23 protein-coding genes and 2 pseudogenes are annotated in these 20,595 nt (G+C 63.7%); 5 read left to right on the forward strand and 20 right to left on the reverse strand.

The window, feature by feature from the left end:
• The 11 genes and pseudogenes from CRO75_RS33470 to soxR form a co-directional block, all read right to left on the reverse strand.
• Window positions 1–154: pseudogene (locus CRO75_RS33470) on the reverse strand (IS110 family transposase); the annotation flags it as partial.
• An 86-nt stretch (window positions 155–240) separates the two neighbouring features.
• Window positions 241–1,227, reverse strand: a complete 987-nt coding sequence (locus CRO75_RS30945; RefSeq protein ID WP_097140393.1) for a zinc ABC transporter substrate-binding protein — start codon at window positions 1,225–1,227, stop codon at window positions 241–243.
• Window positions 1,228–2,127 (reverse strand): metal ABC transporter permease, encoded by a 900-nt coding sequence (locus tag CRO75_RS30950; RefSeq protein WP_085531635.1) that lies wholly within the window; start codon window positions 2,125–2,127, stop codon window positions 1,228–1,230.
• Window positions 2,127–2,882 (reverse strand): metal ABC transporter ATP-binding protein, encoded by a 756-nt coding sequence (locus CRO75_RS30955; RefSeq protein ID WP_097140394.1) that lies wholly within the window; start codon window positions 2,880–2,882, stop codon window positions 2,127–2,129. The genes CRO75_RS30950 and CRO75_RS30955 overlap by 1 nt, the downstream gene beginning before the upstream one ends.
• Entirely contained in the window at window positions 2,879–3,808 is a 930-nt protein-coding gene (locus CRO75_RS30960) for a metal ABC transporter substrate-binding protein (RefSeq protein ID WP_007930423.1), read from the reverse strand. Before CRO75_RS30960 ends, CRO75_RS30955 begins: the two co-directional genes overlap by 4 nt.
• Window positions 3,809–3,843: 35 nt before the next feature.
• A complete protein-coding gene (locus CRO75_RS30965; protein WP_097140396.1) occupies window positions 3,844–4,416 on the reverse strand; it encodes a DUF6162 family protein in 573 nt (190 codons plus the stop codon).
• The gene (locus CRO75_RS30970) at window positions 4,413–4,757 is read right to left on the reverse strand and encodes a hypothetical protein (RefSeq protein WP_009050057.1); all 345 of its coding nucleotides are present in this window, start codon (window positions 4,755–4,757) and stop codon (window positions 4,413–4,415) included. Before CRO75_RS30970 ends, CRO75_RS30965 begins: the two co-directional genes overlap by 4 nt.
• Complete coding sequence (locus CRO75_RS30975) at window positions 4,754–5,275, reverse strand: thiamine pyrophosphate-binding protein (RefSeq protein ID WP_097140398.1); 522 nt, start codon at window positions 5,273–5,275, stop codon at window positions 4,754–4,756. The genes CRO75_RS30970 and CRO75_RS30975 overlap by 4 nt, the downstream gene beginning before the upstream one ends.
• Window positions 5,276–5,292: 17 nt before the next feature.
• Entirely contained in the window at window positions 5,293–6,504 is a 1,212-nt protein-coding gene (locus tag CRO75_RS30980; protein WP_097140399.1) for a PepSY domain-containing protein, read from the reverse strand.
• Window positions 6,505–6,770: 266 nt separating this feature from the next.
• On the reverse strand, window positions 6,771–7,232 hold the full coding sequence (locus tag CRO75_RS30985) for a VOC family protein (protein ID WP_009050054.1): 462 nt from the start codon (window positions 7,230–7,232) through the stop codon (window positions 6,771–6,773).
• Window positions 7,233–7,434: 202 nt separating this feature from the next.
• A complete protein-coding gene (gene soxR, locus CRO75_RS30990; RefSeq protein WP_062825127.1) occupies window positions 7,435–7,890 on the reverse strand; it encodes a redox-sensitive transcriptional activator SoxR in 456 nt (151 codons plus the stop codon).
• A 119-nt stretch (window positions 7,891–8,009) separates the two neighbouring features.
• Between soxR and CRO75_RS30995 the strand changes: the two genes are divergently transcribed.
• Window positions 8,010–8,375 (forward strand): antibiotic biosynthesis monooxygenase, encoded by a 366-nt coding sequence (locus CRO75_RS30995; RefSeq protein ID WP_062825128.1) that lies wholly within the window; start codon window positions 8,010–8,012, stop codon window positions 8,373–8,375.
• Here the strand turns inward: CRO75_RS30995 and CRO75_RS31000 are convergent.
• The 4 genes from CRO75_RS31000 to msuE form a co-directional block, all read right to left on the reverse strand.
• On the reverse strand, window positions 8,372–9,478 hold the full coding sequence (locus tag CRO75_RS31000) for a sigma-54 dependent transcriptional regulator (RefSeq protein WP_009044886.1): 1,107 nt from the start codon (window positions 9,476–9,478) through the stop codon (window positions 8,372–8,374). The genes CRO75_RS30995 and CRO75_RS31000 overlap by 4 nt on opposite strands.
• A gap of 23 nt (window positions 9,479–9,501) precedes the next feature.
• Entirely contained in the window at window positions 9,502–10,689 is a 1,188-nt protein-coding gene (locus CRO75_RS31005) for an acyl-CoA dehydrogenase family protein (protein WP_007930413.1), read from the reverse strand.
• A gap of 195 nt (window positions 10,690–10,884) precedes the next feature.
• Complete coding sequence (gene ssuD, locus CRO75_RS31010) at window positions 10,885–12,036, reverse strand: FMNH2-dependent alkanesulfonate monooxygenase (protein ID WP_097140401.1); 1,152 nt, start codon at window positions 12,034–12,036, stop codon at window positions 10,885–10,887.
• Between the two features lie 9 nt (window positions 12,037–12,045).
• On the reverse strand, window positions 12,046–12,609 hold the full coding sequence (gene msuE, locus CRO75_RS31015; protein ID WP_007930411.1) for an FMN reductase: 564 nt from the start codon (window positions 12,607–12,609) through the stop codon (window positions 12,046–12,048).
• A gap of 401 nt (window positions 12,610–13,010) precedes the next feature.
• Here msuE and CRO75_RS31020 point away from each other — a divergent pair, with 401 nt between their 5' ends.
• The 3 genes from CRO75_RS31020 to CRO75_RS31030 all read left to right on the forward strand — a co-directional run bounded on the left by CRO75_RS31020 (window position 13,011) and on the right by CRO75_RS31030 (window position 16,631).
• Entirely contained in the window at window positions 13,011–13,277 is a 267-nt protein-coding gene (locus tag CRO75_RS31020) for a hypothetical protein (protein ID WP_062825132.1), read from the forward strand.
• A 320-nt stretch (window positions 13,278–13,597) separates the two neighbouring features.
• A complete protein-coding gene (locus CRO75_RS31025) occupies window positions 13,598–14,767 on the forward strand; it encodes an aminotransferase class V-fold PLP-dependent enzyme (protein WP_092417321.1) in 1,170 nt (389 codons plus the stop codon).
• Between the two features lie 55 nt (window positions 14,768–14,822).
• Entirely contained in the window at window positions 14,823–16,631 is a 1,809-nt protein-coding gene (locus CRO75_RS31030) for an aminopeptidase P family protein (protein ID WP_097140404.1), read from the forward strand.
• 69 nt (window positions 16,632–16,700) lie between these two features.
• Here the strand turns inward: CRO75_RS31030 and CRO75_RS31035 are convergent, their stop codons facing one another.
• Window positions 16,701–17,291 (reverse strand): 2-hydroxychromene-2-carboxylate isomerase, encoded by a 591-nt coding sequence (locus CRO75_RS31035; protein ID WP_097140405.1) that lies wholly within the window; start codon window positions 17,289–17,291, stop codon window positions 16,701–16,703.
• Window positions 17,292–17,326: 35 nt separating this feature from the next.
• Entirely contained in the window at window positions 17,327–18,067 is a 741-nt protein-coding gene (locus tag CRO75_RS31040; protein WP_009044879.1) for an SDR family oxidoreductase, read from the reverse strand.
• A 93-nt stretch (window positions 18,068–18,160) separates the two neighbouring features.
• On the opposite strand from CRO75_RS31040, the gene CRO75_RS31045 reads away from it, so the two are divergent.
• Window positions 18,161–18,730 carry a TetR/AcrR family transcriptional regulator gene (locus tag CRO75_RS31045; protein WP_085531612.1) on the forward strand — a complete coding sequence of 190 codons (570 nt, stop codon included), beginning with the start codon at window positions 18,161–18,163 and terminating at the stop codon, window positions 18,728–18,730.
• An 11-nt stretch (window positions 18,731–18,741) separates the two neighbouring features.
• Here the strand turns inward: CRO75_RS31045 and CRO75_RS31050 are convergent, their stop codons facing one another.
• The 3 genes and pseudogenes from CRO75_RS31050 to CRO75_RS33165 form a co-directional block, all read right to left on the reverse strand.
• Window positions 18,742–19,023 carry a hypothetical protein gene (locus tag CRO75_RS31050; RefSeq protein WP_009050041.1) on the reverse strand — a complete coding sequence of 94 codons (282 nt, stop codon included), beginning with the start codon at window positions 19,021–19,023 and terminating at the stop codon, window positions 18,742–18,744.
• A gap of 169 nt (window positions 19,024–19,192) precedes the next feature.
• Window positions 19,193–20,080, reverse strand: coding sequence for a threonine/homoserine exporter RhtA (gene rhtA, locus CRO75_RS31055; RefSeq protein ID WP_097140407.1), 888 nt, complete (start codon window positions 20,078–20,080; stop codon window positions 19,193–19,195).
• 237 nt (window positions 20,081–20,317) lie between these two features.
• Window positions 20,318–20,595, reverse strand: a pseudogene (locus CRO75_RS33165) (hypothetical protein); the annotation flags it as partial.

Below are 20,595 nucleotides of genomic sequence, written 5' to 3' on the forward strand. Positions count from 1 at the left end.
GGTGCAAGGTGCAAGGTGCGAGCGCGATCAGGAATTTATAGAGGCCGGATCGATTGAATTTCTTACGGAACAGCTCCTGCCCATGGTGGTCCTGGCCGTGGAGATGGAAACAGTTCTTCCCAAGATCGATACCGATAATGGCTGGGTTGCTCATGATAATGGCCTCCGGGAGTGCCCTGTGAAAGCTTAGTGGCCTTCACAGGGGGGGAGGGGGTGACCATTTCATTAGGGGCTGCGCGTTCAAGACTTGGCGTTCAGCGCCGTGGTCACCTGCTTGATGTTGTTCTCCAGCTCCGCCAGCGGGTCGGCGCTGTCGGTTTGCAGCACCAGCAACTGGCTGCCGGCGGCGTCGATGGCGGCCTTGACGGCAGCGGACGGCTGGCGGTGGTGCAGGACGATGGCCACATCGTTGTCCTTCAGCCGGGTTTGCAGTTGCTGCAGGGCTTCGGGCGTCCACTCGTTGTCGGCGCGGGCGTCGACCTCCAGCAGTTCCAGGTTGAGCCCGCTGACCAGGTAACCGAAGTGGTCGCTGAGGCTGAGCACGCTGAGGTTGTCGGCGTTGGCCAGTTGCCCCTCGCTATCGGCGCTGAGCTTGAGCAGGCGTTGCTTGAGGCTGGCCAGGTTGGCGTCGATCTTCGGCTTGGCGGCCGGCGCCAGGCGCACCAGATCGGCGGCCAGCACATCGGCCATGCGTCCCAGGTTATTGCTCGACAGCCACGGCTGGCTGTTCAGGCCATCGCTCTTACCGGGCTGCAGGGCGACCCCGGGCAGGGCACCGTCCACCGGGCGCGCGGCATCGACTTCGACAATGCGGATATTGCTGCGCCGCGCGTTGGGGTACAGCGGGTCGTCCGGCCAGATCGAGCGCAGGCCGATCACCGCGTCGGCGTCGAGGGCCAGCTTGTGCAGCGCCGGGGCGCCGCGACCGGTGAAGTAGGCGGTCTGGCGCGAGCCCGGCAGGTTGTCGGGGGCGGCGCGCTCGAGCCGCACATCGGTGCCTTGCAGCAGCCACTGGCCGAGGCCGAAGGTGATCGGTAGCGAGGCCAGCACGGTGAGCGGCTTGGGTGAGCTGGCGCTGTGCAGCGCTGTGGTGCCCAGGCTCTGGTTGGCGGTGACGCGCATCGGTTCGAAACGGTCCGGCTGGGCCAGGGCCGGCGCGCTGCCCAGCCCAGCGAGGGCCAGGGCCAAAGTCAGGGGGCGTGTCAGGTGACGTAATGAACTGTGCATTTATCCGATATTCCCTTTGAGGCTGGGGACAATGCCGCGGGCAACGGCGGCCAGGGCGAAGGCGACACCGGCCACCAGGATGATCGCGGCGCCGGAGGGGACGGGCAGGTCGAAGAGGATCGGCAGCAGGATGCCGCACAGGGTACTGACCGTGGCGATCAGTACCGAGATCCAGAAAAAGCCCTTGAGCGACTGGCTCAACAGGCGCGCGGCCGCCGCCGGGATCACCAGCAGTGCGCCGACCAGGATCGCGCCTATGACTTTCACCGCGGCCACGGTGATCAGGGTCACCAGGATCACGAACAGGTAGTCCAGGGTTTTCACCGCGACACCGCGCACCGCCGCCAGTTGCGGGTTGAAGCTGGCGAGCATGATGCGGTTGTACAGCGGCAGGCTCAGGCCCATCACCAGGGCGCCGACGATCAGCAGCACCAGCAGGTCGTTGCCGTTGACCGTGAGCACCGAACCGAACAGCACGTTTTCCAGGATGTGCACGTTGATCTTGCCGGCGAGGATCAGCAGCAGGCTGGCGCCCAGGGCCAGGGACACCGACAGGAATACCCCGATCAGGGTGTCCGGCGCCAGGCCGGTGCGGTTGCGCAGGTAGTTGAGCAGGATGCCGAACAGCAGGCAGTAGCCGAACAGGCTGCCGTACGGGCCGGTGTAGGGCTCGCCGAGCAGGATGCCGATGGCCACGCCGGTCAGCGCCGCGTGGCCCACCGCTTCGGAGAAGAACGCGAAGCGCTTGACCACTACCAAAGTGCCCAGGCCGCCCAGCACCGGGCCGATCAGCAAGCCGGCGAGCAGGGCGTTGACCACAAACCCATAGGCCAGGGCTTCTGGCAGGTAACCGGAGGAGGCCCAGCCCTGGATCATCAGACGAAAGGCTTCGTAACTCATCAGGCAACACTCCCGCTGACGATATCCGCGCTGCGCGGGTGGGTGGAAAACAGCGTCAGCAGGCGTTCCGGGGTCAGCGCCTGTTGCGGGTGGGCGTCGAACAGTACCCGGCGATGCAGGCCGGTGACCCGGTCCGCCAGGCGGCCGACCGCTTCCAGGTCGTGCTCGATCCACAGCAGGGTGATCCCGGCCTGGCGCCAGTCGCCGAGCAGGCGCTCGAAGACCTGGATGCCGGCTTCGTCGAGGGCCGACATCGGTTCGTCCAGCACCAGCAGTTGCGGTGCCGGGATCAGCCCCTGGGCCAGCAGCACCCGCTGGCGTTCGCCGCCGGACAGGGCGCCCATGCGCCGCTTGCGTTTGTCCTGCATGCCGACCCGCTCCAGGGCTTCGCCTATGGCCGCGGCGTAATGCCGGCTGAGGCCGAGGAAAGCCGGGCGGCGCTGGCACATGGCGGCCATGAAGTCATCGACGGTCATCGGCAGGCCGCGGTCGAATTCCAGGGCTTGCGGCACATAGCCGATCACCCCCGGTTCGCCCGGCCATTGCAGGCGCAACTGGCCCTGGTGGGGCATCTGCCCGAGCAGGGTCTTGATCAGCGAGCTCTTGCCGCCGCCGTTGGGGCCGACCAGCGCATGTATGGTGCCGGGCTGCACCTTGAAGCTGACGTTGTCGAGGATGGTGGTGCGGCCCAGGGTCAGGCCGACCTGGTCGAATTCGATGGACGGGCCGCGGGCCAGGCTGTGCAGGGCGGTCATGCGCCGGCCTCCTGGATCGCCCGGACCACGGTGTCGAGGTTGCCGGCCATTTCCTTCTCGTATTTTTCGGCGCTGTAGTCGCCGTAGGAAATATGCGACAGCGGGTAGAGCTTGACCCCGGACTCGCGCTGGATGGTGTCGACGTAGGTGGACGGGAAGTCCATCTCGGAGAAGATCACCTTGACGTCCAGTTCACGCAGTTGGTCGATGGTTTTTTTCAACTGGCTCGGGCTGGGCTCGATGCCATGGGCCGGCTCGACCACGGCGGTGACTTCCAGGCCGAACTCGCGCAGCAGGTAGTCGTAGGCCGCATGCACCGTGGCCACCCGCAGGTCGGCGTTGGGCGCCTTGGTCAGCTTGGCCAGGGCGTCGGCGCGCATCTGCCGCAGGCGTTTGCCGTAGGCACGGGCGTTCTGGGTGTAGGTCTTGGCGTTGGCCGGGTCCATCTTGCCCAGCTCGCGGGCGATGTTGTTGACCTGGGCGATGGAGGCGCTGATGGACAGGAAGGTGTGCGGGTTGACCACTTTGCCGGCGCCGCGCGCGGCGATGCCGGTGGCGGCCAGCAGCGGCACGTTCTGGTTGGCCTCGATCACCGGGATGTCCGGGCGTTCGCTGGCCTCGATCATGCGGTCGGCGAAGTCGTCGTGGCCGACGCCATTGAGCACGATCACGTCCAGGGTGCCGATGCGCTTGATGTCTTCGGCGCGCGGTTCATAGGCGTGGGGGTTGAAGCCGGCGGGAATCAGCGGCACGACCTCGGCCTTGTCGCCGACGATGTTGGCCACGTAGCTGTAGTAGGGGTGCAGGGTGATGCCGATACGCAGGCGCTTGGCCTGGTCGGCCGTGGCGAGAGGGCTGAGCAACAGGGCGAACAGGCTGACCAGCAGCACCCGCAGGAGCGGGCGGCGTTGCGATGAAATAGGCATGGGCTAGCGGTCTTCTCTCGGGTGAATGCGTGGGTTCAGTGGCGATGCTGGCGGGTCACTCCGGCATCGAATTGCGCGACCACCTGCTGCCAGCCGGCACTGGCCAGGGCGGCGTCGCTGAGGTCGTCGGGGGCGGCGAGGGGCGGGCCGCGGTTGAGCCAGATGTCCGGGGCGGCGGCCGGGTCGGCGGCGATGCGCATCAGGAAGGAGCCGGCCACTGCATTGTTCTGGCTGAGGCCGACATAGGCCTGTTGCCGCAGTTGCCAGACATGCCCGCCACGGCTCACCGAGCTGGCGTCCTGGGCAAAGGGCGCGAAACCTTCCTCGGCCAGTTGTTCGGGCGTCGGCAGGGCCTGGGCTTCTTCGCGCAGCAGGCGGATTTCGTCGAGGGTCACCCGCAGGTCGGCGTACAGGCCCTGTTCACCGGCGGTGAGGTCGCGGCGGGCGTCCAGTTGATGGCTGTCGACGCTCGCCACTTCGCTGCTTTCGCCACGCCAGAGCACCACGGTGCCGGCCACGCAGAGGATCAACAGGCACAACAGCAGGACGTAGAGGGTTTCATGGCCGGCACCGGCCGGGCGCACGACTTGGGGGGTGGAGGTGCTCATGGGGCCTCGATGTCGGCTTGGTCGATCTCGACCACGTGGCCGGGGCCGGCGTCGAACAGCACGTAGAACTCGGCGTCGGGTTTCTTGAAGGTCAGGGTGGAGTCGGCGCCCAGCTTGCCGGGCACTAGGATGGTTTCGTCGTAGCCGATCACGTCCAGGGTCACCCCCGGGGCGCCGCTGCCGTCGGAGAAGCCGCCGGTGCAGCGGATCTGCTCGCCGTCGATCTGCTTGCATTCGCACATCGGGTTGTGGGCCAGGGCGCCGCCACTGAATACGGCGCTGGCCAGCAGGAGTGCGCCGGCACCGAGCAGGCGCAGGCGGGCGGTGGGTACAGCAATCATGGTTTGCCTCCTTGTTGGTTCAGCCAGGCGAGGGTGGCCGGGGATGCCTGGCCCAGGGGGATGGCCGCCTGGTGCAGGCTGCCGTCCCAGCCTTCCATGGTGATCCACAGCTCGGCGTCGGCCTTGGTCTTTTCCGGAACGGGCAGGCTGGCCCCCATGCGGTACGGGGTGCCGAAGAAGATCACCCCGGCGGCGCGCAGGCTGCGGGGTTTGCCGATGCGCAGGTAGGTGGCCTTGACCTGGTCGATGCAGGTTTCGCACAGGGCGGCATTGAAGCCCTTCATGTAGCCGGCCGGCCCCTGGAGTTGCGGCGCTTGGTTACGCAGTTCGGCCAGGCGCAGGCTCCAGGGCCCGACCTGCACCTCGCCCACCTCGCGTTCGCCCAGGCCGCTGTCGCCACGGGCCAGCGCCGCGTCGGCGAAGTACTTGGGCATGAAGCCGAGGGGGATCAGCAACAGCAGGATGTTCAGGTGGAAGCGCCATTTGAGCCAGAACTGGCGCAGGGGCGAAACCGGCATTGGGTTGTCTGTCTTGCTCACAGGTTGCCCTCCGGCGTGTCGCTGTGCAGGGCCGCAACCGGGCGCTGGGCGAGGGCGGGGCGCGCTGTCTTGGTGCTGCGCTTGAGGGCCGCGGCGGTGGCCAGGGCGGTGCGCTTGGTCCAGATCAGCAGGCCGCTGAGCACCATCATGCTCAGCAGCAGGCCGAAGAAGCACCAGATCAGCTTGATCCAGATGCCGCCGAAATCACCGGTGTGCAGCGGACGCATGGACTCGGTGACGAACTCCAGGGCCGAGCGATGGGACAGCAGGTGCGTGGTATCGACCGAGCCGCTGTAAGGGTTGAGGTTGGCGGTCTGGTACATCAGCGGGTACCAGCCGCGGCCACCAATGAACAGGTGGCTGTAGGCATTGCTCGGCAGCATGACGAAGCTGACCTCGAAGCCCGGTATCTGCTGGGTGGCGATGCGGATGGCTTCATCGACGCCGATCATTGGCGCCGGGCTGCCGTCGGCGGAGGTCGGCACGCTTTCGCGGGCGATCACCGGAACTATGGGTTCGCTGGAAAGGGTGATCTGGTTGTCGCCAAGAATCGCCTCGATCAGGAACCAGGTGCCGGTGATGGAGATCACCGCGATGAACCAGATCGACCAGATGCCGCTCAGGCGATGGAAGTCGCCCCAGAAAATCCGCGCGCCATGGCGCAGGCGCAGGGTCGGCTTGAGGAAGCCCTTCCAGAACTTCTTGTAGACCACCAGGCCGGTGACCAGCGAGGCCAGCATCGGCAGGCCGAGCAGCGATACCAGGTACCAGCCCCAGCTGTAGCCGTTGGTGAAAGGCACCAGCCACCAGCCGTGCAGGGCGCGGGTGAAGGCCTGGAAGTTGAATTGCGGGCTGACGCCCTGGATGACGCCGGTGTACGGGTTGACATAGACCTCGACGGAACGGCCATCGGGGTAGCTGACGCCCACGGTCAGGGCGAAATGCGCTTCGTCGGGGGGGCTGATGCTTTCGACCAGGGTCTGCGGTTCGGCCTGCTTGATGGCTTTGACGATCTGGTCGTAGCTCAGCGGTTGGGCGTCGCCTGTGGGTTTGCTGGCGCGGATGTCGGGGTTGGCCAGCCAGACGATTTCCTGGCTGACCACGGCCAGGGTGCCGGTGACGCAAACGATCAGCACAAAGAACCAGATGGGCAGGGCCAGCCAGCTGTGAACGAGAAACCAGATTTTCGAGCGGGACTTCTTCGACATTGAGCACGCGTCTTGATTCGAGGAGTGGAGCCGCGGGCGGCTGGTAAGCCCGGAGAGAAACCCGCGGCGTAACCTTCGCCAACGCGACCTGCTGCATCTAATTAAGACGAATGAGAATCGTAAATCCCGAAAGACGATATGAAAGTAAATGTTTCCGCGCGACCAATGGCAGGGGCAAGGTCCGGGGGGAGACTATCGCGGGCAAGCCTCGCGACAGAAGAAGCGCGCGAGGCTTGCCTGCGATTAACGGTTTTCAGGTACAGGGCTTATCCCTGTTGTTTAAACATCTCCACGGCCCGCTGCTTGATCTGCTCTTCGCTCAGGTCTTCCTTGCGGGTGGCGAGAAACCACAGGTGGCCGAACGGGTCTTTGAGGGTGCCGCTGCGGTCGCCGTAGAACTGGTCCTTGACCTCGGACACCACCTGGCCACCAGCGGCGATGGCCTGGGCGAACTGTTTGTCGACATCGTTGACGTACAGGTGCAGGCCGACGGAGGGTGATTGGTCGGGATTGCTCAGTGGCCCTTGATCGCAGGGCGTTCCCAGCATGATCGGGCAGTCGCCGATGCGCAGCTCGGCATGGCCGACGCTGCCGTCGGGCATGTCCAGGCGCATGACCTGGGTAGCGCCGAAGGCATTCTTGTAGAACTCGATAGCCTCGGCGGCCTGCGTAATCCCCAGGTAGGGCGTGATGCTGGGGTAACCCTCGGGGATGGGTTTGACGCTCATCTCGGTTCTCCTTTCTTGTCATGGGTTTGTCGAAGTGAACCTGGCCGGTTTTCCGGTTGGTTCACTATAGGCCCGGGCAGTCCACAGTCTGGCTTGAACTGACGAGGTGTTCGCCTGGCAACAGTGAGCCAGCGATCAGGAGAAGAGGTGCAGCCGCTGCCGCAGGCTGCGATGGGGCTGGGGAAACCGCTGTGCCGCCTGCTCAGTCGGTTTCCAGCAATTGCGCGCCCGGGCCATGCTCGCCCAGCTGGTCGCCCTGGTTGCGCAGCGGGCAGTCTTGCATCGACAGGCAGCCGCAGCCAATGCAGCCATTGAGGCGGTCGCGCAGCAGGGTCAGTTGCTTGATCCGCTCATCCAGCTCCTGGCTCCACTGCTCGGACAGCCGCCTCCAGTCGGCGGCCGTCGGCGCGCGGTGGTCCGGCAGGCTGCGCAGGGCCTGGCCGATCTCGGCCAGGGGAATGCCCAGGCGCTGCGCCACCTTGATCAGCGCCACCCGGCGCAGCACTTCCCGCGGATAACGGCGCTGGTTGCCGGCGTTGCGGTTGCTCTTGATCAGCCCCTTGGTTTCATAGAAATGCAGGGCGGTGACCGCTACGCCACTGCGGGCAGCCACTTGGCCGACGGTGAGTTCCTTGTGCACGGTTTCGGGGCTGAGCATGCAGCGCTCCTGCGGGTGGGGGAATGAGCAAAAGTCGCTTGACCTTTACTTAACTGGAGGTTTTACCCTGCGGGCCTTCGAATCACAAGATTCCGTTTATCCGTCAGTGGGGACTTGCCATGCATGCGTTTGCGCAAAACCGCAGCTTTACGCAATTGATCGAATTCGAAATCGAACCCCATCAACAACCCGGCCTGGTGTCGGCGCTGTCCGAGCAGACCGAGCGCCTGGCCCAGGGCTACCCGGGTTTCCTGAGTGGCAGCGTGCAGGCCAGCGAGGACGGCCGGCGGGTGCTCAACTACCTGCAATGGCAAACCCGGGAAGCCGGCGAGGCGGCCTTCCAGAGTTTCGAGAAGGGCGAACAGGACTTCTGGCAACTGCTGCGTGCCTATCAGGCCAAGACCGTGACCTTCGGCTCGTTCCAGGTGGTGCGCAGCATCGAGCGCAGCCCGGACAACGCGCTGCATTGCCGCCTGGCCAGCTAGATCGACAGTTGCAGGGTGCGCTCGTGCTGGCCGGGTTTTTCCGGTGGACGGCGCTTGTTCACCGCCAGTTCGCCGATCTTGATCAGCCGGGTGCGGGTGACGTTGCGGCTCAGGCCCAGCAGGTTGGCGGTGTGCACCTGGTTGTAATGGCTGAAGCGGTAGGCCGCGCGCAGCAGCGCGTCCTCGACCTTTTCATGCAGGGCGCCGGCCTGCTCTTCGAAGAGTTTGTGAAAGGCCCGCTCCAACAGCGCTTCGGCTGAGTCGTCGTGGCTGTGGTGGCCGTCGTCCTGGCGCTCGATACGCATGTTCGACAGGCGCAGGTCGTCGCGCTCGATCACGCCGTCGCGGCAGATCAGCAGGGTGTGGTGGATGACGTTTTCCAGTTCGCGGATATTGCCCGGCCAGCTGTAGCTGCGCAGCTTGTGCTCGGCCTCGCTGCTGATGGTCACGGCGCCGTAGCCCAGGCGCTGGCTGTAGGCTTCGATAAAGTGCCGGGTCAGCGGCAGGATGTCGCCGGGGCGCTCACGCAGCGGGCTCAGTTCCAGGCTGACCACGTCGAGGCGGTAGTACAGGTCCTCGCGAAAATGTCCGGCGTTGATGGCTTTCTCCAGTTGCACGTTGGTCGCCGCCAGCACCCGCACATCGATAGGAATGCTTTTGCGCGAACCCAGGCGCACCACTTCGCGCTCCTGCAGCACTCGCAGCAACTTCACCTGGATCGCCATCGGCAGGTCGCCGATCTCGTCGAGGAACAGGGTCCCGCCATTGGCCTCTTCGAACCAGCCGGCCTTGGCGCTCAGGGCGCCGGTGAAGGCGCCTTTTTCATGGCCGAACAGTTCGGCCTCCACCAGCGACTCGGAGAATGCGCCGCAGTTCACCGCCACGAAGGGCCGGTTGCGCCGGGCGCTGAGGTTGTGGATATGGCGCGCCACCAGCTCCTTGCCGGTACCGGTTTCGCCGATGATCAACACGCTGGCCTCGCTCGGCGCGACCTGCTGCAGATGCGCCAGCAAGGCCTGGGATTTCGGGTCTTCGAACACCTGGGCGGTGGCCCGGATCGAGGTGGCCAGGGCCGGCGAGGGCGGTAGGGTCAAAAGCTGCATGGACAAGCTCCGGGAGCAGAAGGCTAGGAATAGAAAGTCGGGGTCGGCAGGGACTGGTTCAGGGCCCAGTCACCCAACTCATGGAGTTTGTAATCCACCGGGTCGTGCAGGGTTTGCGTGCGCAGGTTGCGCCAATGCCGGTCCAGGCGCAGGGAGGCGTGGGTGGAGCGGGCGCCGGTGACCTCGAACAGGCGGCTGCACAGCTCCAGGCCCTGGCGCGTGGTGGCGACCTTGGCGGTGGCGATGGCCGTGGCCAGGTGGCCGCGTTCTTCGGCGCTCAGGTTCGGGCCCTTGGCCCAGGCCTTGTCCAGCAGCTCCGCGGCGCGCTCCACCAACAGGCGCATGCCTTCCAGGGCCACCCAGAAATCACCGTAATGACCCAGCACATAAGGGTCCTGATAGGCCTCCTGCGCGCTGGACTTATGCCAGGGTCGGGTTTCGGTGAGGGTGTATTGGCGAGCTTCTTCAAAAGCCCCTTCGGCGATGCCGAGAAACATGTGGGTGAAGGTCAGCTGGGCGATCAGTGGGCGCAGGCAGGCGAAGGGTGTGCTCAAGGGGCCCGGGTCCAGCAGCAGTTCCGATTCCTCGACCCGCACCCGCTCGAAGCTGGCGCTGCCGCTATCGGTCTGGCGCTGGCCCATGTTGTTCCAGTCGTTGTGCAGGGTGATGCCGCTGCGGCCGCTGGGAATGGCGGCGATCAGCAGCTTGCCGCCGTTGCTTTCGTCGACCGCCGAGGCGATGAGCATTTCCGAATCGCTGGCGCCGGAGCAGAAGCTTTTCTTGCCGGAGAACTCGCGCCAGCCGCCGAGGTTCTTCACCACGGTACGGGTGTCCAGCGGGTTGAGGGCGTTGCCCCAGAACCAGTTCTTGCGCGCGGTCTGTTCGAACCAGGGTTGCCATTGTTCCGGGCGGGCGAACAGGCGCACGGTGGCCAGCATCAGGTGATGGAAGCCGAAGACGTGGGCGATGGAGCTGTCGACCTTGGCGAACTCGCGGACGATGTTCAGGGTCTCGCTCCAGCTGGCGCCGAGGCCGCCGTACTGGGTGGGAATGCTCAGGGCCAGCAGGCCGCTCTGGCGCAGGGCGTCGCGCTGGGCTTTTGGGGTACCGCCGCGTTCGTCGCGTTCGACGGCGGTTAGGGCAAACTCGGCCGCCAGCTGGCGGGCGGTCTGCAAGGGGGACAACAAGGCGCTTTGCGGCTTGGCAGTCACGCGGTGTTCCTCGTTTGGGGCCGGTTGCGCGGCCGTGAAATCGGTGGGGCTGTGAGGCGAGCGCGGGGCGCTCGATCGCGAGCAAGCTTGTTCCTACAGGGCGCAGGTGGTTTCTGTAGGAGCAGGGGGGACGCCCAGTTCTTGCCCGCGATAGCGTTCCGGCAGGCGACCCATGGCATGGGGTCGCCATGCTGGTTAGCCTCCTGCCGCTTTTTTGCTCGGCAGCACGTCATTGGCGATCATTTCGCCGAACGGCCCGGTGAGGTTGGTCACGCCACGTCCGGCCAGGCTGGCGTAGGGTTCCGGCAGCAGCGGGAACACCAGCTCGGCAAAGCGGTAGGCTTCTTCCAGGTGCGGGTAGCCGGAGAAAATGAAGCTCTCGATCCCCAGGTCCGCGTATTCCTTGATCCGCGCCGCCACCTGCTCGGGGTTGCCCACCAGCGCGGTGCCGGCGCCGCCACGCACCAGGCCGACGCCAGCCCAGAGGTTGGGGGCAATTTCCAGGTTGTCGCGCCGCCCGTCGTGCAAGGCGGCCATGCGCCGCTGGCCCTCGGAGTCGAAGCGCGAGAAGGATTGCTGCGCGGCGGCGATGGTGTCGTCGCTGATGTGTTCGATCAGCTTGTCCGCGGCCTTCCAGGCCTCTTCCGCGGTTTCGCGCACGATCACATGCAGGCGGATGCCGAATTTCACCGTGCGGCCATGGCGGGCGGCCCGTTCGCGCACGTCGGCGAGTTTCGCGGCGACCGCGGCCGGTGGTTCGCCCCAGGTCAGGTACACGTCCACCTGTTCGGCGGCGAGGTCATGGGCGGCGTCCGAGGACCCGCCGAAATACAGCGGCGGGTAAGGTTTCTGCACCGGCGGGTACAGGGCCTTGGCGTTCTGCACGTGGAGGTGCTTGCCTTCGAAGTCCACGGCTTCGCCTTGCAGCACCCGGCGCCAGATCCTCAGGAATTCGTCGGTGACTTCATAGCGCTCGCTGTGGCTTAGGAAGCTGCCGTCGCCACGGTTCTCGTCGGGGTCGCCGCCGGTCACCACGTTGATCAGCAGGCGCCCGTTGGACAGCCGGTCGAGGGTGGCGGCCATGCGCGCCGAGACGGTCGGCGAGATGATCCCCGGGCGGATCGCCACCAGGTAGCGCAGGCGTTCGGTCAGGGGCACCAGCGCCGAGGCGATCACCCAGGAGTCTTCGCACGAACGCCCGGTGGGGATCAGTACGCCGTGATAGCCCAGGCTGTCCGCGGCCTGGGCCACTTGCTTGAGGTAGTTGAGGGTGACCGGACGCGCGCCCTGGGTGGTGCCCAGGTAATGGCCGTCGCCGTGAGTCGGAAGAAACCAGAAAACATCCATGACAGGTCCTTAAGCGATTTTCAGCAGATTTTTCGGATGCACGCCGAACAGTGGCGCGGCGCGTTCTGCCGCAAGGCGAATGCGGGCCTTCAAGGGCTCGCTGGTGATCTGGTAGTTGGCGAAGTCGGCCTCGGTGGCATAGACCCCGATGGGCAGGGTCAGGGCCTGGAAGAAACTGAACAGCGGCCGCAGTTGGTGATCGAGCACCAGGGCATGGCGCTCGCTGCCACCGGTGGCGGCCAGTAGCACCGGGGTGTCGATCAGCGCGTTGAGGTCGATCAGGTCAAACAAGTGCTTGAGCAGGCCCGGGTAGGAACCGCGGTACACCGGCGCTGCGACGATCAGCAGGTCGGCGCTTTCGATGGCCTGCAACTGCGCTTCGACTTCCGCCGCCAGCTCCTGGCGGGACAGGGCCGCGCCCAGGGGGCGGGCGATGTCGCCCAGTTCGATGAGCGTGCTCTCGATCGGCAATTGCCCCGCCAGTTCGGCGAGCAGCGCCTGGGTCAGCACCAGGGTGCGCGAGGGGCGCCAGGTTCCACCGGACAGGGCAACGACTTTTAATGGACGCGACATGATCAGTTCCTTTGTTGAACAGGGCTCAACGAGCAGTGAGTAGTCCCAGGGCTTGAGCAAGAGCTGTACCAGCGACGCAAAGCCTTGAGTGGCGGGGCCTGTGGCGCTGTTGCAGGAGCAGGCTGTTGTTGGGAAGACACTGTTTTGTTGATTGGCTGTTGCCTGGCGAACAGTTGCTCAGGCAACAGCAGGCGGCGCGATGGGCCTGTTATAAGGCTTACTGATATTCCTAAAAAATACTTTATTTCCATATTTATAGGTCTTTTAGAAATATGTGCGCCTGCGATGGGCTGCGATAGGGGGAATCGATAGCCACTATCGAGCGTGATGATTTTTGTCCCGGGAAGGGCGACGGTAGCCTGTGTCCATTGCCTCGCAGCCCAGATCCAGGAGCTTTTGCCATGAACCGTTCGCTTGTCTTTTCCTTGCTTGTCGCCACTGCGGTACTGGCCGGTTGTGCCAGCCAGCCTGGCCCGGAGTCGCGTCCCTATACCGCCGAGGAAACCCGCGAACTGGCGCTGGAAGCACTGAACCGGCGCGGGCTGTCCTTTGACGAATACCAACAGAAGAAGGCCGAGCTGCTTGCCCCGCAACGGACCTTCGGTTTCGACCAGCAGGGCGAGATGAACGCCGAGCACAGCGTGACCCTGCATGGCCGGGCCAGCTGATTTGCTGATCTGCCACGGCCTTGCCCGCGCAGGCTGACGGACTGCCGGTGAGCGTCGGCAAAACCCTGTGATGATTTTCCCGCCTTGCGCCTTGTTCTTCAGCCCCCTGGCCGAACCTTGCTTAACCCGGCTCCCGGAGCCTGTTAAGCTGCCCCTCGGGAGCGTTCCTACGCACTTTTAAATGAAGTTGTCCTTCTTTAACTGCATCCGATCGGGTATTGCTGACGGTCTGCCGTTTTTGCGTTGCCGAAAGGGCGCGTATCAGCGTTCGGCACCGAGCGAACCTTGATCCTGGAACAGGCTCTGCGGGTATTTTTGCGATGAATAAACGTCCTCTCTATTTCGACTACGCCGCCACCACGCCGGTGGATGAGCGAGTCATTCAGGTGATGGTGGAATGTCTGGGGTTCAACGGTAACTTCGGCAATCCGGCGTCCAGTTCCCACGCCTTCGGCCAACAGGCCCGGCGCAGCGTCGAGCTGGCGCGCCAGCAGGTCGCCCAGTTGGTGGGCGCGGCGCCCGAGCAGATCGTCTGGACCTCCGGCGCCACCGAATCCAACAACCTGGCGCTCAAGGGCGTGGCCCAGGCCCGGGGCATCTCCGGCGGGCACATCATCACCAGCCAGATCGAACACAAGGCCATTCTCGACACCGCCAGCCAGTTGCAGGCTGCCGGCGTGGCGGTGACTTACCTGGTGCCGGACAGCGACGGGCTGATCACGCCCGAGGCGGTCAGCGAGGCCCTGCGCGACGACACCTTCCTGGTGTCGCTAATGCTGGTCAATAACGAACTGGGCACGCTCAACGACATCCCGGGCATTGGCCGCGTGGTCCGCGAGCGCGGGGCGTTGCTGCATGTCGACGCGGCCCAGGGCGCGGGCAAGGTGGCGATCGACCTGGCGCAGTGGCCGGTGGACCTGATGTCCTTTTCCGCCCACAAGATTTACGGCCCCAAGGGCATCGGCGCGCTCTACGTCGGCCCGCGCGCGCAGCAGCGCTTGCAGGCGCAGATCCACGGCGGCGGCCATGAAGGCGGCTTGCGCTCCGGGACGCTCGCGACCCATCAGATTGCCGCCATGGGCGCCGCCTTTGCCCTGGCCGCCGAACACTTCGACGAAGAAGCGGCGACCATCGCCCGTCTGCGCGAGCGTCTGCTCGAACAATTGGCCGACGTACCGGGGCTACGCCTGAACGGCAGCCCGGCCCAGCGCATTCCCCATACCTTGAGCCTCACCTTCGGTGAAGGGGAGTTCAACCCGGCGGCCCTGAGTGCCTCCATCGCGTTTTCCGCGACCTCGGCCTGTAACTCGGCGAGCAATGCGCCGTCCCATGTGTTGCTGGCGCTGGGGCTCGACGCCCGGGCGGCGGGGCGGACCATCCGCCTGAGCCTGGGTCGCTTCACCACCGAGCAGGACATCGATCAGGCTGTCCAGCTGATCAAGGCTTCATCCGCCAGTGCACCGGCGTTCTGGGCGGTTGCCCAACCCTGAGGGTCGATGCCCTCGGTATCCAATAACAATGATTGACCTGGTAGCAGGAGACACAATGAGTACGCAGCCCTTGACCAATGGAGTGGTCCCCCAGCGCCTGGCGCGCACCCGCGAGCTGATGAACCGCGAGGGCATTCATGCCCTGCTGGTGCCGTCGGCCGACCCGCACCTGTCGGAGTACCTGCCCGGTTACTGGCAAGGCCGGCAGTGGCTGTCGGGTTTTCACGGTTCGGTCGGCACCCTGATCGTGACGGCGGATTTCGCCGGGGTCTGGGCCGATAGCCGTTATTGGGAGCAGGCGACCAAGGAACTCAAGGGCAGCGGCATCGAGTTGGTCAAACTGTTGCCGGGCCAGCCCGGCCCGCTGGACTGGCTGGCCGAACAAACCCCGGAAGGGGGCGTGGTCGCGGTGGACGGCGCGGTGATGGCGCTGGCTTCGGCGCGTACCCTGGGCAACAAGCTGCAGGAGCGCGGTGCTCGCCTGCGCACCGATATTGATCTGCTGAACGAAGTCTGGAGCGACCGCCCGAGCCTGCCGGACCAGCCGATCTACCAGCATTTGCCGCCCCAGGCCACGGTCGGCCGGGTCGAGAAGCTCGGCAAGCTGCGCGAAACCCTGAAAGAGCGAGGCGCGGACTGGCATTTCATCGCCACCCTCGACGACATCGCCTGGCTGTTCAACCTGCGCGGCGGTGATGTCTCGTTCAACCCGGTGTTCGTCTCTTTCGCCCTGATCAGCCAACAGCAGGCGACGCTGTTCGTGGCGCTGAGCAAAGTCGATGACGCCTTGCGTGCCGTGCTGGAACAGGACGGCATCACCCTGCGTGACTACAGCGAAGTGGCCGCGGCCCTGAGTGCGATTTCCGACGGCGCCAGCCTGCTGGTGGATCCGGCGCGGGTTACCGCCGGTTTGCTGGATAACCTTGGGAACGGTGTGAAGCTGCTGGAAGGCCTGAATCCGACGACCTTGGCCAAGTCCCGCAAAAGCCTGGCTGATGCCGAGCATATCCGCCAGGCCATGGAGCAGGACGGTGCAGCGCTCTGCGAATTCTTTGCCTGGCTGGAGTCGGCCTGGGGCCGTGAACGCATTACCGAGTTGACCATCGACGAGCACCTGACCGCGGCGCGCACCCGTCGCCCCGGTTACGTATCCCTGAGCTTCAACACCATCGCCGCATTCAACGCCAATGGCGCGATGCCGCATTACCGCGCCACCGAAGAAGAGCACGCGGTGATCGAAGGCGATGGCCTGCTGCTGATCGATTCCGGCGGCCAATACCTGGGCGGCACCACGGACATCACCCGCATGGTCCCGGTCGGTACCCCGAGCGCCGAGCAGAAGCGCGATTGCACGCGGGTGCTCAAGGGTGTGATCGCCTTGTCCCGGGCGCAATTCCCGCGGGGCATCCTGTCGCCGTTGCTGGACGCCATCGCCCGCGCGCCGATCTGGGCCGAAGGCGTGGATTACGGGCACGGCACCGGTCATGGCGTGGGGTATTTCCTCAATGTCCACGAAGGCCCGCAAGTGATCGCCTATCAGGCGGCGCCAGCACCGCAAACCGCGATGCAGCCAGGGATGATCACCTCGATCGAGCCGGGTACTTATCGTCCGGGCCGTTGGGGCGTGCGCATCGAAAACCTGGCGATGAACCGTGAGGCAGGCACTACCGAATTCGGCGAGTTCCTCAAGTTCGAAACCCTGACTCTATGTCCGATCGACAGCCGCTGCCTGGAACCTTCGCTGCTGACCCAGGACGAGCGTGAATGGCTCAACGCCTACCACGCTGAAGTGCGTCGGCGCCTGAGTCCGCTGTTGCAGGGCGCGGCGTTGGAATGGCTGAATACCCGTACCGCGACCCTCTGAACGTGAATCGCGCTGCCGGCTTTGGGCCGGCAGCGCGAATTGCGTTGTTTGTCTTACCGAAGCTTTGGCTTAGCTCAGGGCTTCGAGGACAAAGCCCAGGCGATCCTGGCCGAAGAACAACTGGTTATCGACGAACATGCTCGGCGCGCCAAAAACGCCGCGTTGCAAGGCTTGTTCGGTCTTGTCCTTGAGGGCGTTCTTGACCTCTTCATCGTTGGTCAGGGCCAGCACCTCTTGCGGATCGAATCCTCCCTCACTGAGTACTGCCGCAACGGTGGCCGGATCGTTCAGGTTGCGCTTCTCGACCCAGAGTGCGCGGAACAGGCAGTCGATAAAGGCGATAAAACGCTGTGGATGTCGCAGTTGTATACCGGTCACCGCGCGCATCAGCAGCAGGGTGTTGATCGGGAAGTGCGGGTTGAATGCCAGTGGTACCTCATAATGTTTGGCATAACGCGCCAGATCCTGAAGCATGTAGCGTCCTTTGGCGGGGATGCTGATTGGCGAGGCGTTGCCAGTGACCTTGAACACACCACCGAGCAACATGGGTTGGTAAATCAGTTGGCTGCCTGTCTGGGCACAGATCTTCGGCAATTGGGTGTAGGCCAGGTACGAGGTCGGGCTGCCCAGGTCGAAAAAGAACTCGACGGTTTTGCTCATCGGTAATGCTCCTTTTTGTTGTTATGGGGGAGAGGTTACCAGCGTTCGTTCCAGGGCCGCAGATCCAGTTCGAAGGTCCAGGCATCCCGTGGCTGGCTGTGCAGATGCCAGTAGTTGTCGGCGATGTGCTCGGGGTTGAGGATGCCGTCTTCATCCTTGAGCGCGTATTTTTCCGGGAAGCTGTTGCGGATGAAGTCCGTGTCGATGGCGCCATCGACCACCACATGAGCAACGTGGATGTTCAGCGGTCCCAGTTCCCGGGCCATGCTTTGCGCCAGCGCGCGAATGCCATGCTTGGCTCCGGCAAAGGCGGCAAACCCCGCAGCGCCGCGCAAGCCCGCGGTGGCGCCGGTGAACAGGATGGTCCCGCGTTTGCGAGTGACCATGCGCTTGGCCACTTCCCGCGCATTGAGGAAACCTGAGAAGCAGGCCATCTCCCAGATCTTGAAGTACTTGCGCGCTGTTTCTTCAAGGATGCTGCAGGGCACGTTGGCGCCGATATTGAACACCAGGGCTTCGATCGGACCGATCTCGCGCTCGATCTGTTCGATCAAGGCAATCACTTCTTCCTCTTTTCGAGCGTCGCAGGCGAACCCATGGGCTTCGCCTCCCGATTGCTGGATGGCCTCCACCAGGGGCTGCAACTTGTCCGCGCTGCGTCGGGTGACACAGGCGACAAAACCTTCCCGGGCAAAACGCTTGGCAATTGCACCGCCTGTGGCATCGCCGGCTCCGACGACCAAAACGACTTTCTTGTTCTCTGTGGCTGTAGTCATGGTGGGATCGCTCTATTGGTAAACGGTCGTTAACTAAACGAACGTTATGCTACGATCCGCCGAGCGTCAAGGCGAAGAGAGGAGAGGGGCGTCATGCGTTATTCAGCCAGTCACAAGCAGGAAACCCGGGAACGGCTGCTGCAGAGCAGCGCGGTGTCAGCGAAAAAAGAAGGATTTTCGACTGTGGGGGTCGATGGCCTGATGAAAGCGATCGGGCTGAGTGGTGGGGCGTTCTACAGCCACTTTTCATCCAAGGATGAGCTGTTCGGTTCGATCGTTGAACGGGAACTGAGCCAGAGCCTTGAGCGTCTGGGGGGCGATGGTGAGCAAAGCCGGATGCGGCTTGAGCGCTGTCTCAAGCACTACTTGAGCATGGCGCATGTCGAGAGCCCTGAAACGGGCTGCGCCTTGCCAACCTTGGGCGCGGAAATCTCACGGGCGGACGAGGTGGTTCGACAGCAGGCGCAAGACTGGATTTGCCGTTTGCAGCAGAGTTGGGCGCGCACCCTGGGCAGCGACAGCCTGGCCTGGTCGATTCTGTCGCAATGCGTGGGGGCGTTGGTGGTGGCGCGAATGCTGGTCAGTCCGGACATTCAGCGCCAGGTCCTGAAGTCGAGCCATGACGAAATTGTTCGTCAATTGCCAACGCAGGATGTGCAGTAGGCAGGTGCTGCCTACTTGCAGATGACGATCATGCTGCGACTGGTATAGCCGGCGGGATTCAGGCCGAAGGGATAGTCGCCCGGATCCTCAACTGTATCTCCGGACTTGGCGATCACCTTGTAGCCTTTGGGGCCGCAGGAGGTAGCAGCGCTGGCGTAGCATTTGTCCCAGGAGGAGGACAGGCCGGAGCAGTTGATATGCAGGCCCTTCTTTCCGCGCTTGACCTCGGTTTTCGAAGTTGCGGCGCAACCTGCGATGGCCAGTACGGCTAACAGAATCAAAAAACGTTTCATTCCTGTCCCTATTGCTGATCCCGGATCTGTTGTCCGGGTTCGACTGCGTTGGCGGTCACTTTGGCGTCTGTGCGGTCCTTGCCTGAAAAATCCATGACTGGCGCTGAGTTACAGCGCCTAAACATGGCCTAATTGAGCGGCAAATACCAGAGCTATGTACAACCAGGAATCAATCCGCCGCGACCAAAGGTTTCGATTCGCTGCGCATGGTCAGGGTCGCACCCACTGACGCCAGGATGATGCAGGCAATAGCCAGCCACTGCGCGAGCGACAGGAATTCGTGGAGGAACAGCAGCCCGGACAAGGCACCAAAAGCAGGCTCGATACTCATCAGCGTGCCGAAGGTTCTCGCCGGCATTCGGGTCAGGGCGACCATCTCCAGGCTGTAGGGGAGGGCGGTGGAGAGAATGGCCACGCCGATGGCTATGGGGATCAGGGAAGGCGTCAGCAAGGCGGACCCTGCATGCACGATGCCGATAGGCGCCACGAACAAGGCAGCAATCATCACGCCCAGCGCTGCAGTCTGGATGCCATTGTCGGCCCCGGCCTTTTGCCCGAACAGAATATAGAGCGCCCAGCACACCCCGGCTCCCAAGGCATAACCCGCGCCGATCAAGTCGATACCAGCGCTGGTATCGCTGGTTGGAATCAACAGCAGCAGACCGATAATCGCCAGGGCGATCCAGAGAAAGTCGATGGCTTTTCGCGAAGCATAAATGGCCACGGCAAGTGGGCCGGTGAATTCCAGGGCCACGGCGATTCCCAGGGGAACGCTGCGTAGCGACATATAGAAGAGAAAGTTCATTCCACCCAGCGCCATGCCATAGACGATGACGGTGCGCAGAGACTTGGCGGTGAGCTTCGCGCGCCATGGGCGCAATAGCAGCAGCATGATGATGCTGGCGAAAATCAGGCGCAATGTGGTGGTGCCTTGTGCGCCCACTATCGGGAACATGCTTTTGGCCAGTGAGGCGCCGGACTGGATGGACGCCATGGCAATAAGCAGCAGTCCCACCGGGAACAGGGTCGAGGCTAGTCTGCGGGGCTGGTCATTCATGGCAAGGCATCATCCGGGTCAAGGGGAGGGTTTGGTGCGCCGACATGATGCTTAACTAAAAACGCTTGAGCAATATATTGCTCATGATGTTTCTGTTCTTCTTATATAGAGAAGGATTCATCCGTTTTTGCAGGTTATTGATAGAAAAGACAAATTAGGGGTTGACGGCAGATTCTGGAAGTCTATAATTCGCCCCACTTCCGGCGCAGTCGAAACGGAAAACTCCTTGAGATTCAGCTAGTTACACGGTTTTCGACAGCGGTCACGCTTCAGTTCATCGAAGCCCGAAGGAGTTGGTTCGGCAGTCAGTTTTCGCCGAATTAACGATTCGATCTTCTCGGTCGAAAGCGGAGAAAAAGAGGTGTTGACAGCAGCGTGTAACGCTGTAGAATTCGCCTCCCGCTGACGAGAGATCGGAGGCGCAAGTGGTTGAAGTTGCAAAGGAAACTTTGAAAACTTCTTAAAATAACCGCTTGACAGATGCAGAGGCTGCTGTAGAATGCGCGCCTCGGTTG

The sequence above is a fragment of the Pseudomonas sp. LAMO17WK12:I10 genome, from assembly GCF_900215185.1.
Taxonomy (GTDB): Bacteria; Pseudomonadota; Gammaproteobacteria; order Pseudomonadales; family Pseudomonadaceae; genus Aquipseudomonas; species Aquipseudomonas chlororaphis.

What these genes read in the sequence shown, in the direction of transcription:
- CRO75_RS30945 (WP_097140393.1), bottom strand. Translation starts at nt 1,227, where the DNA reads ATGCACAGTTCATTACGTCACCTGACACGCCCCCTGACTTTGGCCCTG.
- CRO75_RS30950 (WP_085531635.1), bottom strand. Translation starts at nt 2,127, where the DNA reads ATGAGTTACGAAGCCTTTCGTCTGATGATCCAGGGCTGGGCCTCCTCC.
- CRO75_RS30955 (WP_097140394.1), bottom strand. Translation starts at nt 2,882, where the DNA reads ATGACCGCCCTGCACAGCCTGGCCCGCGGCCCGTCCATCGAATTCGAC.
- CRO75_RS30960 (WP_007930423.1), bottom strand. Translation starts at nt 3,808, where the DNA reads ATGCCTATTTCATCGCAACGCCGCCCGCTCCTGCGGGTGCTGCTGGTC.
- CRO75_RS30965 (WP_097140396.1), bottom strand. Translation starts at nt 4,416, where the DNA reads ATGAGCACCTCCACCCCCCAAGTCGTGCGCCCGGCCGGTGCCGGCCAT.
- CRO75_RS30970 (WP_009050057.1), bottom strand. Translation starts at nt 4,757, where the DNA reads ATGATTGCTGTACCCACCGCCCGCCTGCGCCTGCTCGGTGCCGGCGCA.
- CRO75_RS30975 (WP_097140398.1), bottom strand. Translation starts at nt 5,275, where the DNA reads ATGCCGGTTTCGCCCCTGCGCCAGTTCTGGCTCAAATGGCGCTTCCAC.
- CRO75_RS30980 (WP_097140399.1), bottom strand. Translation starts at nt 6,504, where the DNA reads ATGTCGAAGAAGTCCCGCTCGAAAATCTGGTTTCTCGTTCACAGCTGG.
- CRO75_RS30985 (WP_009050054.1), bottom strand. Translation starts at nt 7,232, where the DNA reads ATGAGCGTCAAACCCATCCCCGAGGGTTACCCCAGCATCACGCCCTAC.
- soxR (WP_062825127.1), bottom strand. Translation starts at nt 7,890, where the DNA reads ATGCTCAGCCCCGAAACCGTGCACAAGGAACTCACCGTCGGCCAAGTG.
- CRO75_RS30995 (WP_062825128.1), top strand. Translation starts at nt 8,010, where the DNA reads ATGCATGCGTTTGCGCAAAACCGCAGCTTTACGCAATTGATCGAATTC.
- CRO75_RS31000 (WP_009044886.1), bottom strand. Translation starts at nt 9,478, where the DNA reads ATGCAGCTTTTGACCCTACCGCCCTCGCCGGCCCTGGCCACCTCGATC.
- ssuD (WP_097140401.1), bottom strand. Translation starts at nt 12,036, where the DNA reads ATGGATGTTTTCTGGTTTCTTCCGACTCACGGCGACGGCCATTACCTG.
- msuE (WP_007930411.1), bottom strand. Translation starts at nt 12,609, where the DNA reads ATGTCGCGTCCATTAAAAGTCGTTGCCCTGTCCGGTGGAACCTGGCGC.
- CRO75_RS31020 (WP_062825132.1), top strand. Translation starts at nt 13,011, where the DNA reads ATGAACCGTTCGCTTGTCTTTTCCTTGCTTGTCGCCACTGCGGTACTG.
- CRO75_RS31025 (WP_092417321.1), top strand. Translation starts at nt 13,598, where the DNA reads ATGAATAAACGTCCTCTCTATTTCGACTACGCCGCCACCACGCCGGTG.
- CRO75_RS31030 (WP_097140404.1), top strand. Translation starts at nt 14,823, where the DNA reads ATGAGTACGCAGCCCTTGACCAATGGAGTGGTCCCCCAGCGCCTGGCG.
- CRO75_RS31035 (WP_097140405.1), bottom strand. Translation starts at nt 17,291, where the DNA reads ATGAGCAAAACCGTCGAGTTCTTTTTCGACCTGGGCAGCCCGACCTCG.
- CRO75_RS31040 (WP_009044879.1), bottom strand. Translation starts at nt 18,067, where the DNA reads ATGACTACAGCCACAGAGAACAAGAAAGTCGTTTTGGTCGTCGGAGCC.
- CRO75_RS31045 (WP_085531612.1), top strand. Translation starts at nt 18,161, where the DNA reads ATGCGTTATTCAGCCAGTCACAAGCAGGAAACCCGGGAACGGCTGCTG.
- CRO75_RS31050 (WP_009050041.1), bottom strand. Translation starts at nt 19,023, where the DNA reads ATGAAACGTTTTTTGATTCTGTTAGCCGTACTGGCCATCGCAGGTTGC.
- rhtA (WP_097140407.1), bottom strand. Translation starts at nt 20,080, where the DNA reads ATGAATGACCAGCCCCGCAGACTAGCCTCGACCCTGTTCCCGGTGGGA.